9 protein-coding genes are annotated in these 12,305 nt (G+C 70.9%); all 9 read left to right on the forward strand.

The features are described from left to right. The first annotated feature begins 81 nt into the window (after positions 1 to 81). The 9 genes from ndk (at position 82) to ACLB9X_RS18685 (ending at position 12,243) form a co-directional block, all read left to right on the forward strand. The gene (gene ndk, locus ACLB9X_RS18645) at positions 82 to 495 is read left to right on the forward strand and encodes a nucleoside-diphosphate kinase (protein ID WP_410361509.1); all 414 of its coding nucleotides are present in this window, start codon (positions 82 to 84) and stop codon (positions 493 to 495) included. Between the two features lie 255 nt (positions 496 to 750). Continuing rightward, a complete protein-coding gene (locus tag ACLB9X_RS18650) occupies positions 751 to 1,770 on the forward strand; it encodes a rod shape-determining protein (RefSeq protein WP_189883677.1) in 1,020 nt (339 codons plus the stop codon). A gap of 152 nt (positions 1,771 to 1,922) precedes the next feature. Next, positions 1,923 to 2,978: a rod shape-determining protein MreC gene (mreC, locus tag ACLB9X_RS18655; protein ID WP_410361510.1), complete on the forward strand. Its 1,056-nt coding sequence runs from the start codon at positions 1,923 to 1,925 to the stop codon at positions 2,976 to 2,978. 17 nt (positions 2,979 to 2,995) lie between these two features. Next, positions 2,996 to 3,667, forward strand: coding sequence for a rod shape-determining protein MreD (gene mreD / locus ACLB9X_RS18660; RefSeq protein ID WP_410361511.1), 672 nt, complete (start codon positions 2,996 to 2,998; stop codon positions 3,665 to 3,667). A gap of 16 nt (positions 3,668 to 3,683) precedes the next feature. Then, on the forward strand, positions 3,684 to 5,849 hold the full coding sequence (mrdA, locus tag ACLB9X_RS18665) for a penicillin-binding protein 2 (protein ID WP_410361512.1): 2,166 nt from the start codon (positions 3,684 to 3,686) through the stop codon (positions 5,847 to 5,849). Between the two features lie 3 nt (positions 5,850 to 5,852). Continuing rightward, positions 5,853 to 7,046, forward strand: a complete 1,194-nt coding sequence (gene rodA / locus ACLB9X_RS18670; protein ID WP_410361513.1) for a rod shape-determining protein RodA — start codon at positions 5,853 to 5,855, stop codon at positions 7,044 to 7,046. 447 nt (positions 7,047 to 7,493) lie between these two features. Then, a complete protein-coding gene (locus ACLB9X_RS18675) occupies positions 7,494 to 9,011 on the forward strand; it encodes a CHAD domain-containing protein (protein WP_410361514.1) in 1,518 nt (505 codons plus the stop codon). A 171-nt stretch (positions 9,012 to 9,182) separates the two neighbouring features. Continuing rightward, the gene (locus tag ACLB9X_RS18680; protein ID WP_410361515.1) at positions 9,183 to 11,108 is read left to right on the forward strand and encodes a TIGR03960 family B12-binding radical SAM protein; all 1,926 of its coding nucleotides are present in this window, start codon (positions 9,183 to 9,185) and stop codon (positions 11,106 to 11,108) included. Positions 11,109 to 11,463: 355 nt separating this feature from the next. Then, entirely contained in the window at positions 11,464 to 12,243 is a 780-nt protein-coding gene (locus tag ACLB9X_RS18685; protein WP_410361516.1) for a TIGR03936 family radical SAM-associated protein, read from the forward strand. The last annotated feature ends 62 nt before the right edge of the window (positions 12,244 to 12,305 follow it).

The raw sequence follows: 12,305 nt of genomic DNA on the forward strand, positions 1-12,305 counted from the left end.
TCGCCCTGTAGCCTCATCAGTGCCTGCCGCCCGGCTGGGGCGCGCCAGGCCCTGACATCCGCACCTGAAGGAGCCCGTACCGTGAGTGAGCGCACGCTCGTCCTGCTCAAGCCCGACGCCGTACGACGCGGCCTGATCGGCGAGATCATCGGCCGCATCGAGGCCAAGGCGGGCTGGACCATCAGCGCGCTGGAGCTGCGCACGCTGGACCCGGACACCCTGGAGCAGCACTACGGAGAGCACAAGGGCAAGCCGTTCTACGAGCCGCTGGTCGCCTTCATGGCCTCCGGCCCGGTCGTCGCCCTCGTCGTCGAGGGCGAGCGCGTGATCGAGGGTGTACGCCAGCTGGCGGGACCGACCGACCCGATCGCGGCGGCTCCGGGCTCCATTCGTGGCGACTTCGGCACCATCGTCCGGGAGAATCTCATCCACGCCTCGGACTCGGAGGAGTCCGCCATTCGGGAACTGAAGATTTTCTTCCCCGGCCTTTCCTGACGCATCATCAGCCGAACAGCGCTCATGACCTGGGGCGACCGAAGGAATTTCGGTCGCCCCTTGGCATAGGTGGGTGCATTGCGGGAACGTGTCGCTGCGACACGTCGTCACGATAAACAGAGGTGGACCAGCGCGCGTTGTCGGGGTCGGCGGCACTACGATGTAGCCCTCACGCCACAGGCACCCACCTCGCCGTCCTGAAAAGCCATCAATGCTCGATTTGGGAAGGCCAGACGAATCCTCATGGGGAACAACATGTCGTTCATCGGCCGTGACATGGCTGTCGACCTCGGGACCGCCAACACGCTGGTGTACGTCAGAGGCCGGGGGATCGTTCTCAACGAGCCGTCCGTCGTCGCGATCAACACCAACACGGGCGGCATTCTCGCCGTCGGCGCCGAGGCGAAGAAGATGATCGGCCGGACGCCGGGCAACATCGTGGCCGTCCGGCCTCTGAAGGACGGCGTCATCGCCGACTTCGAGATCACCGAGCGGATGCTCCGCTACTTCATCCTGAAGATCCACAAGCGCCGGTACCTCGCCCGTCCGCGCGTCGTCGTCTGCGTGCCCTCCGGCATCACGGGTGTCGAGCGCCGTGCGGTCATCGAGGCGTCGACGCAGGCCGGCGCCCGCCAGGTGCACATCATCGAGGAGCCGATGGCCGCGGCCATCGGCTCCGGACTCCCCGTCCACGAGGCCACCGGCAACATGGTGGTCGACATCGGCGGCGGCACCACCGAGGTCGCCGTGATCTCGCTCGGCGGCATCGTCACGGCACAGTCCATCCGCGTCGCCGGCGACGAGCTGGACAACGCGATCATCCAGCACATCAAGAAGGAGTACTCGCTCCTGCTCGGCGAGCGCACCGCCGAGAGCATCAAGATCACCATCGGCTCCGCGTACGAGATGGACAAGGACGAGCACACCGAGATCCGCGGCCGTGACCTCGTCTCCGGTCTGCCGAAGACCGTCGTCATCTCCGCCGCGGAGGTCCGCAAGGCCATCGAGGAACCGGTCAACGCGATCGTCGACGCCGTCAAGACGACGCTCGACAAGTGCCCGCCGGAGCTGTCCGGCGACGTCATGGACCGCGGCATCGTCCTCACCGGCGGTGGCGCACTGCTGCGCGGCCTCGACGAGCGGCTCCGCCGCGAGACGGGCATGCCGATCCACATCGCCGAGGACCCGCTGGACTCGGTGGCGCTCGGATCCGGCAAGTGTGTCGAGGAGTTCGAGGCGCTCCAGCAGGTCCTCGACGCCCAGCCGCGTCGCTAGCCGGGAGGCGGCGCCCGGCAGCCGCCGGGCCCGCCTCCGCCGTTCGGGGCCCGCGAGGTCCCCACAAGGGGGTCCTTCCGCCTCGGCCTCGGGGGAAGGACCGTAGCTCCACCGACACCACCATTCCAACGAGGAAGGCACGGCCGCCGCACGTGAGGGACACACGAGAGAGCCGGCTGCTCCTGGTGCTGCTGATCGCCATCGCGTTCGCCTTGATCACGGTGGACATCCGCGCGGGCGAGGAGTCACCGGTCGACGGAGCACGGCAGGCCGCGGCCACGGTCTTCGGCCCGGTCGAGAACGGTGTCGCGGCGGCCGTCGACCCGATCGGCAACGCCATCGGCGCCGTTCGGGACTCCGGCGAGCGGCACGACCGCATCAGCGTCCTGGAGCGGGAGAACGCCGAGCTCAAGCAGCGGCTCGGCAGCGACGACCGCAACCGCAGCCGGCTGCGCGAGCTCGACGGCCTGATCAGGACCGCGGCGGCCGGACAGTACGGGATCAAGGGCGCCGAGGTCATCGCCATAGGAGCGGCCCAGGGCTTCTCCTGGACGGTCACGATCGACATCGGCGCCGAGGACGGCGTCAGGCGCGACATGACCGTCCTCAACGGCGACGGCCTCGTCGGCCGCGTCACCACCGTCGGCCCCCGCACCTCCACGGTCCTGCTCGCCAACGACCCGGACTTCACCGTCGGCACGCGCATGGAGAAGACCAGCGAGCTGGGCTTCGCGACCGGTCAGGGCGACCGGCCGCTCCTCGTCCAGCTGCTCAACGGCAAGTCGAAGGTCAAGAAGGGCGACCGGCTGGTCACCTTCGGCTCGCAGGGCAACAAGCCGTTCGTGCCGGGCGTCCCGGTCGGCGAGGTCATCCGCGTCGACCCGTCGGGCGGCGACCTCACCCGGAACATCTACGTCCGCCCGTACGCCGCCTTCAGCAGGCTCGACATCGTCGGCGTCGTCGTCCAGGCGCCGAGCAGCGACCCGCGCGACATGGTGCTGCCGCCCAGGCCCGCGAAGCCCAAGCCGACACCCACCGTCACGGTGACCGTCACGCCCGATGCGTCTGCCGGCGCCGACGGCGAGGGGGAGGACGTCCCGCAGGACGGCCAGGCACCGGACGAGCAGACGCAGGACACCGGGCAGGCGCAGGACACCGGACAGGATCCACCGGACGAGAACGCCGCCGACTTCCCGGACGACGAGTAACAGGAGCTGATCCGTCCATGCGCTTCAACCGGATGCTGCTCTCCGCGACCCTGGTCGTGGTCGCCCTCGTCATCCAGGTCACCATCCTCGCCCGCCTCCAGCTGCCCGGCGCCGTCCCGGACCTGATGCTGCTGACCGTCCTCGGACTCGCCATGGTCTACGGCCATGTCGCGGGCGCCTTCGTCGGCTTCGGCGCCGGCCTCCTCGCCGACATCGCGCCGCCCGCCGACCACGCGGCCGGCCGCTATGCGCTCGTCCTGTGCGTCATCGGCTACCTCGCCGGCCTCATCCGGCCCGACAACGGGCAGCAGCTGCGCTCCGCCACTGGCCCGATGCTCGTGGTCGTCGCCGCCGCGATCGGATCCACCCTGCTGTACGCGGGAGTGGGCGCCCTCGTCGGCGACTCGGAGGCCCGCCATGTCGGCCTCAGCAGCCTGCTGTTCACCGCCGCCGTCTACGACCTGATCCTCGCGCCCTTCACCGTGCCGCTGATCATGTGGCTCGCCAGACGCAGCGACAACGACCCGCTCGGCGAGAGCCAGGGCAGCAGCGGCACCGACGTCGGCTCCGGCTGGCTGTCCACCGGCACCGGCCTGAGGACGGGTGCCCAGCGCAGCGGACTGCGGATCAGGGCCGCCAGGACACGGGCGGCACGGGCCGGACGCATCAAGGGCGTGAAGCGACTGTGACCGAGGGGGCAGCGGCGTGAGCAACATCCCGGAGACCGGGCGGACTCCCCGGGTCCAGATCCGGCTCGTCATCATCCAGGTACTGGTCTTCTCCCTCCTGCTCACCCTCGGTGGCCGGCTGTGGTACCTCCAGATCCGCAACGGCGACGAGTACGCCGACGAGGCCAGCGGCAACCACGTGCAGCGGGTCGTCTCACCCGCCGTACGCGGCTCGATCCTCGACGCGCGCGGCGTCCCGCTCGCCGACAACGAGACCCGGCTCGTGGTCTCCGCCTCCCGCACCGACCTGATGAAGATGAAGGACGACGGGAAAGCCGTCCTGACCCGGCTCGCCGGTGTCCTCGGCATGAAGCCGAAGGAGGTCATGGACAAGGTCAGGCTCTGCGACTCCGAGACGCCGCAGCCCTGTTGGAACGGCTCCCCGTACCAGCCGATCCCGGTCACCGACGAGGCCACCACCCAGCAGGCGCTGCGGATCCGGGAGAGTTCCGAGGACTTCCCGGGCATCACCGCCGAGCCCACCGCCGTACGCCGGTACCCCGCACCCGGCAAGGCCCGCACGTCGCAGGTGCTCGGCTACCTCTCGCCCGTCACCGACGAGGAGATCCAGAAGGCGAAGGACACCGACTCGCCGCACCTGCGCTCCGACCAGGTCGGCCGCTCGGGCCTGGAGCGCACCTACGACAAGCAGTTGCGCGGCAAGGCGGGCGTCACCTCGTACGAGGTCGACAAGCTCGGCCGGGTCATGGGCCAGACCGAGTCCGACCCGGGCGTCCCCGGCTCGAATGTGATCACCAGCATCGACGCCCGGGTCCAGAGCGTCGCCGAGTACGAGCTCCACCAGGCGATGAAGACCGTCCGGGGGGAGACCGACAAGGTCACCGGCCGCAAGTACGAGGCCGACGCGGGCGCCGTCGTCGTCATGGAGTCCAGGACCGGCCGCGTCATCGCGATGGCCTCCCAGCCCGACTACGACCCCAACGCCTGGGTCGGCGGCATCTCTGCCAAGGACTACGCCCGGCTCACCGGCAAGGGCTCCAACTACCCGCTGCTCAACCGGGCCATCCAGGGCCAGTCACCCGCCGGCTCCGTCTTCAAGGTGGTGTCGGCGAGCGCGGCCGTCCGTGCGGGCTACGACTTCAACAGCCGCTACAACTGCACCAGCTCCTACAGCATGGGCAACCGGAGCTTCGCCAACTTCGAGTCCAAGGGACACGGCCCCATCACCCTCGGCGACGCCCTCAAGTTCTCCTGCAACACCGTCTTCTACCGCCTCGGCCACCAGGAGTGGCAGCGCGACGGCGGCCTCAAGCCCAAGAAGAACGCCCACGACTGGTTCTACCGCACCGCCCACGACTTCGGCTTCGGCGACGAGACGGGCATCGACCTGCCGAACGAGGTCACCGGCCGCGTCCCCGACCGGCAGTGGAAGAAGAGCTTCTGGGAGGCCAACAAGGACGCCTGGTGCAAGCAGGGCAAGAAGGGCGGCACCTACGTCCAGCAGATCGCGTACGAGAGCTGCCTCGAAGGCAACCAGCTGAAGGCCTTCGACAGCATCAACTTCGCCATCGGCCAGGGCGACGTCCTCATCACGCCCATCCAGCTGGCCACCGCCTACGCCGCCATCAGCAACGGCGGCACCCTCTACAACCCCACCATCGGCAAGGCTGTCGTCAGCCCCGACGGGAAGAGGATCGAGGAGATCAAGCCCGAGGCGCACGGCAAGCTGCCGGTGGACGCCGAGACCATCAGCGACCTCGACAAGGGGCTGCGTTCCGTCGTCGAGCCCGGCGGCACCGCGGCCTGGCGGTTCGGCGGCTGGCCGCAGGACAAGATCCCGATGCGGGCCAAGACCGGCACCGCCCAGGTCTACGGCAAGCAGACCACCTCGTGGTTCGCGACCTACACCGACGACTACACGATCGTCATGACGATCTCCCAGGGTGGTACCGGCTCCGGCGCGTCCGGCCCCGCCGTGCGCAACATCTACGACGCCATGTACGGCCTGGACAAGGAGGGCAACCAGGACCTGAAGAGGGCCCTGCTTCCCGAGCCGCAGAAGGGCCTGCCCAAGATCTTCCCGGACGGCTCGATCGACGCCCCGGAGATCAGGCCCTACGTGCCTCCGAAGCCGAAGGACCCCGTACCAGCGCTCGCGGGCCCGCCCGCACGGAGGGACTGAGAGATGACAGGCGGTTTCTCCGTCTCCGGATACGGCCCCGAGCGCGGTGGTCTGTGGACCCGGCTGAGCGCCCGCGACTCGATCGCGCGCAGGCTCGACTGGCCGCTGATGTTCTCGTCGATCGCGCTGTCGGTCATCGGCACCCTGCTGGTGTGGTCGGCGACCCGCGGACGCACCGAGCTCAACGACGGCGACCCGTACCACTTCCTGGTCCGGCACAGCCTCAACATCGGCATCGGCTTCGCGCTGATGGCCGGCACGATCTGGCTGGGCCACCGCCTGCTGCGCGGCGCGGTGCCCGTGCTCTACGGACTCTCCGTGGTGCTCGTGCTGCTGGTGCTCACCCCGCTCGGCGCCACGATCAACGGCGCCCACGCCTGGCTCGTCATCGGCGGGCTTTCGCTCCAGCCGTCCGAGTTCGTGAAGATCACGATCATCCTGGTGATGGCGATGATGCTCGCCGCTCGTGTGGACGCGGGCGACCAGCTCCATCCCGACCACGGCACGGTCGCCAAGTCGCTCGGCCTCGCCGTCGTGCCGATGGCGATCACCATGATGATGCCGGACCTCGGCTCCGTGATGGTCATGGTCGTGATCGTGCTCGGCGTCCTGCTCGCCTCGGGCGCGTCCAACCGCTGGATCATCGGCCTCCTCACCGCGGGCGCCGCGGGCGCGGCCCTGGTGGCCGCGCTCGGGCTGCTCGACGAGTACCAGATCAACCGCTTCGCCGCCTTCGCCAATCCCGAACTCGACCCCGCCGGCGTCGGCTACAACACCAACCAGGCGCGGATCGCGATCGGTTCCGGCGGGCTGTACGGAGCCGGGCTGTTCAACGGGCACCAGACCACGGGCCAGTTCGTGCCCGAGCAGCAGACCGACTTCATCTTCACGGTCGCCGGCGAGGAACTGGGCTTCCTCGGCGCGGGGCTGATCCTGGCGCTGCTCGGCGTCGTGCTGTGGCGCGCCTGCCGCATCGCGCGCGAGACCACCGAGCTGTACGGCACGATCGTCGCGGCCGGCATCATCGCCTGGTTCGCCTTCCAGTCCTTCGAGAACATCGGCATGGCGATGGGCATCATGCCGGTGGCCGGCCTGCCGTTGCCGTTCGTGTCGTACGGCGGCACGTCCATGTTCGCGGTCTGGATCGCGGTGGGCCTGCTCCAGTCGATCCGGGTCCAGAAACCGATAAGCGCGTAGCCCGATGGGGGCACCCCCATGCTCAACGGGCTATGGGGGGAGGGCGGCAGGACGCCGGGCGGGCGAAGTCGGAGCGTGGCCGCCCGCGCGCTCGGCCGGCGACGACGTCGCCGTCGACGAGGTCCGCGCAGGCTGAGCGCGCCCGGGCGGCGGGTGCCCGGCGTCGGGGCCGAGCGCGCCGGGCGCGGCCGGCGCTGCTCGACGGGCGGGCGCGGGCGCCGCCCGCCCGCCCGTCGGCAAGCTGCCGTCACTGTCGAGCGACAGCGACCGTGCCCCGCCGTCGCGGTGGCATCCCGAAGGGCACGCTCCCGGGCGGGGTGGCATCCCGGGTGCGCGGCGCGGCCTGCCCCCCCCGGGCGGGAGCCGGCCGCGTCCGGCACGTCCGTCAGGGGGCGCGCGTCCACCAGCGGTCTGCCGCCGCGGCGCGCGGGCGACTAGATTCAGGGCATGGCGGACACCAAGCGCGAGATCGAGCGGAAGTACGACGCCAGCCCCGACATCCGGCTGCCGGACCTGACACGGGTCTCCGGTGTCGCCGACGTCCGGGACCGGGGTGTCGACGAGCTGGACGCCGTCTACTACGACACCGGTGACCTGCGGCTCGCGGCCGCCTCCGTCACCCTGCGCCGCAGGACCGGCGGCGCCGACGCCGGCTGGCACCTCAAGCTGCCCGTCGCACCCGACATCCGCGACGAGATCAGGGCGCCCCTCTCCGACGACGTCCCCGCCGAACTGGCCGCGCTCGTACGCGTCTACACGCGCGAGGCCGCGCTCGACCCGGTCGTCCGCGTCCGCTCCGTCCGCGCCGTACGCCACCTGATCGACGCCGACGGCGCCCTCCTCGCCGAGCTCAGCAGGGACCAGGTGCACGCCGAACGGCCGCCGGGCGGCGACGGGGCCGCCCGCTGGGACGAGGTCGAGGTCGAACTCGCCGACGGCGGCGACCCGGCCTTCCTCGACGCCGTCGACAAGAAGCTCCGCAAGGCCGGACTGCGCAAATCCACGGCGCCTTCCAAGCTCGCCAGGGCCCTCGCCGACACGGGCGCCGCCCCCGCGCCCCGCCCCGAGGAGCCCGCCCCGCGCACCGCCGGCGACCACATCCTGCGCTACCTGCGCGACCAGAGCGACGCGCTCGTCGCCTACGACCCGGGCGTCCGCCGGGACGTGCCCGACGCCGTGCACCAGATGCGCGTCGCCACCCGGCGGCTGCGCAGCGCCCTGCGCACGTACCGGAAGATCCTCGACCGCGCGGCCACCCAGCCCGTGATCGACGAGCTGACGTGGCTCGCCGGCGAGCTCGGCGTCGCACGCGACCAGGAGGTCCTCGCCGAGCGGCTCCGCTCGCGCGTCACGGCGCTGCCCGACACCCTGCTGCTCGGACCGGTCGCAGCCCGCCTGAGGGCATGGTCGGCCGCTGGGGAGGCAGACGCCCGCGGCACGGCGGTCGCCGCCCTCGACAGCGCGCGCTACCTGGCCCTCCTCTCCTCCCTGGACGCCCTGCTCGCGAGCCCCCCGCTGCTGAAGGCCGCCGACAAGGCGGCCGACGCCGCGCTGCCGGACGCCGTGCTGAAGGAGTACGACCGGCTGTCCCGCCGGGTCGAGCACGCCCTCGCCCTCCCCGCCGGGCAGGAGAGGGACGTGGCCCTGCACGACGCGCGCAAGGCCGCCAAGCGCGCCCGGTACGCCGCCGAGGCGGCGACGCAGGCGCTGGGCCGTCCGGCGCGGCGGTTCGCCAAGCGGATGAAGGCCGTGCAGAAGGTCCTCGGCGACCACCAGGACAGCGTCGTCGCCCGCGAGGCGCTGCGCGAGCTGGCGATCGCGGCGAACGGAGCGGGCGAGTCGTCGTTCACCTGGGGCCTGCTGTACGGCCAGGAGTCGGCCCGCGCCGCGGAGCGCGAGGCCGAGCTGCCGGAGGTGTGGGAGCGGGCTTCCCAGCCGGGACTGCGCTCGGGGCTCGTTTCCTGACCGAACGGGACGCACAGCTTCCCCGCTCACGCGGGTCCGGGCCTGACGGCGACCGGATGTGAAGAGGCGGCTCGCTCCCCGCCGCGGGGGGCTCTCCGTTCGCCGTGCCGGGCCAACTCTCCATCGGGTTACGCTTGAGAGTCGCCCCCGCCAGCTCCACGAAGGTTCCAGATGTCTGCCGAGTCGGTCTTCCCACAGCTCGAAGCTCTGCTCCCGCATGTGCAGAAGCCCATCCAGTACGTCGGTGGCGAGCTCAACTCCACGGTCAAGCCGTGGGAGAGCTGCGACGTCCGCTGGGCGCTCATGTACCCCGACGCGTACGAGGTCGGACTGCCCAACCAAGGCGTCATGATCCTCTACGAGGTACTGAACGAGCGCGAGGGCGTGCTCGCCGAGCGCACCTACAGCGTGTGGCCGGACCTCGAGGAGCTGATGCGCGAGCACCGGGTGCCGCAGTTCACCGTGGACAGCCACCGCCCCGTCCGCGCCTTCGACGTCTTCGGGCTCAGCTTCTCCACCGAGCTCGGCTACACCAACATGCTCACGGCCCTCGACCTCGCGGGCATCCCGCTGGAGGCCAAGGACCGGACGATCGACGACCCGATCGTGCTCGCCGGCGGCCACGCCGCGTTCAACCCCGAGCCGATCGCGGACTTCATCGACGCGGCGATCATCGGCGACGGCGAGCAGGCCGTGCTCGACATGACCGAGATCATCCGCGCCTGGAAGGCGGAGGGCCGGCCCGGCGGCCGCGAGGAGGTCCTGTTCCGCCTCGCGAAGACGGGCAGCGTCTACGTCCCCGGGTTCTACGACGTCGAGTACCTGCCCGACGGCCGCATCGCCCGCGTCGTCCCCAACAGGTCCGGCGTGCCGTGGCGCGTGTCCAAGCACACCGTCATGGACCTCGACGAGTGGCCCTACCCCAAGCAGCCGCTGGTCCCGCTCGCGGAGACCGTCCACGAGCGGATGTCCGTCGAGATCTTCCGCGGCTGCACCCGCGGCTGCCGCTTCTGCCAGGCCGGCATGATCACGCGCCCCGTGCGGGAGCGAAGCATCACCGGCATCGGCGAAATGGTGGACAAGGGTCTCAAGGCGACGGGCTTCGAGGAGGTCGGCCTGCTCTCCCTGTCCTCCGCGGACCACAGCGAGATCGGCGACATCGCCAAGGGCCTCGCCGACCGGTACGAGGACGACAAGATCGGCCTGTCCCTCCCTTCGACCCGTGTCGACGCGTTCAACGTCGACCTGGCCAACGAGCTGACGCGCAACGGCCGCCGGTCCGGCCTCACCTTCGCCCCCGAGGGCGGCTCCGAGCGCATGCGCAAGGTCATCAACAAGATGGTGTCGGAGGAGGACCTGATCCGGACCGTCGCCACGGCGTACGGCAACGGCTGGCGTCAGGTGAAGCTGTACTTCATGTGCGGCCTGCCGACCGAGACCGACGACGACGTGCTCCAGATCGCCGACATGGCGGCCAACGTCATCGCCAAGGGCCGCGAGGTCTCGAAGTCCAACGACATCCGCTGCACGGTGTCGATCGGCGGCTTCGTGCCCAAGCCGCACACCCCCTTCCAGTGGGCGCCGCAGCTGTCCGCCGAGGAGACCGACGCGCGGCTGGAGAAGCTGCGCGACAAGATCCGCGGGGACAAGAAGTACGGCCGCTCGATCGGCTTCCGCTACCACGACGGCAAGCCGGGCATCGTCGAGGGCCTGCTCTCCCGCGGTGACCGCCGCGTCGGCGCCGTCATCCGCGCCGTCTACGAGGACGGCGGCCGCTTCGACGGCTGGCGCGAGCACTTCAGTTACGACCGCTGGATGGCCTGCGCCGACAAGACGCTGCCGGACTTCGGCGTCGACGTCGACTGGTACACGACGCGTGAGCGCACGTACGAGGAGGTCCTGCCCTGGGACCACCTGGACTCCGGTCTCGACAAGGACTGGCTCTGGGAGGACTGGCAGGACGCGCTCGACGAGACCGAGGTCGAGGACTGCCGCTGGACGCCGTGCTTCGACTGCGGTGTGTGCCCGCAGATGGACACGCACATCCAGATCGGTCCGACGGGCAAGAAGCTGCTGCCGTTGACCGTCGTCAAGTAGTGCTCGATCCCCCGGCTCGGGGGAGGGCCCGGCCACAGGGGGAGACCCCTGGCCGGGCCCTCGTCCGTTCCGGGGCCACGTGGTCGCCGGTGGAACGGATCCGGACGGGGCCGCTACGCCCGTACGGGCGCGCCGCGAGGGGCGCGTAACCTGGGGGATACGCAACAACCACAGACCGTCCCCGGCGTGGCGGCCCGGACCGAGATCTCCCTGCGCAGGCAGGGCTGAGGCGAGTCGGCCGGCCCCCAGGGACCCCCGCACGTCCGAGGGCGGCGCGCCACCCGCGCCCGCCCCGCACCGAGGAGAAGAACCACTGGGCAAGCGACAGCCCGAAGGCCCGCCGCCCGCACCTGCGGTGCAGCGCATCCGACTGCGCTACACCAAGCGCGGCCGCCTCCGGTTCACCAGCCACCGTGACTTCCAGCGCGCCTTCGAGCGCGCGCTGCGGCGCGCCGAGGTGCCCATGGCGTACTCGGCGGGCTTCACCCCGCACCCGAAGGTGTCGTACGCCAATGCCGCACCCACCGGCACGGGCAGCGAGGCCGAGTACCTGGAGATCGCCCTCACCGAGCGCCGCGACCCCGACAAGCTGCGCGAGCTGCTCGACGAGTCGCTGCCGGGCGGGCTCGACATCACCGACGCCGTCGAGGCCCGCACCTCTGGGCTCGCCGACCGGCTCACCGCCTCCGTGTGGGAGCTGCGGCTGGACGGCGTCGAGCCGGAGGTCGCAGAGCGTGCCGTGACCGCGTTCCTCGCCGCCGAGACGGTCGACGTCCAGCGGAGGACGAAGAACGGCATGCGGACCTTCGACGCGCGGGGTGCCGTCGCCGACCTGCAGGCGGGTCGTCCCCAGCCTGATAGGCCGGAAGAGGGCCCTTGTGCGATACTGCGGCTGGTTGTTCGGCACGTGACACCTGCCGTACGACCCGACGACGTCCTGTCCGGTCTCCGAGCTGTGGCCGACCTGGCGCCGCCGGTCCCCGCAGCGGTGACCAGGCTGGCGCAGGGGCTCTTCGACGAGGAGTCCGGCACGGTGACCGACCCGCTCGCGCCCGACCGCGCGGCAGCCCCGGCCGCTCCACCCACGGCCGCCGGGACAGCCCCTGCGACGGCGCCGGAAGGTCCCGCCGCGTAAGGACGGTCGTCGTAGCGCGGCTCTGGACACTCGGGAGCCACCTGAGCCGGGCCGCGCATTGA

The sequence above is a fragment of the Streptomyces sp. 5K101 genome (genome assembly GCF_046506645.1).
Taxonomy (GTDB): domain Bacteria; phylum Actinomycetota; class Actinomycetes; order Streptomycetales; family Streptomycetaceae; genus Streptomyces.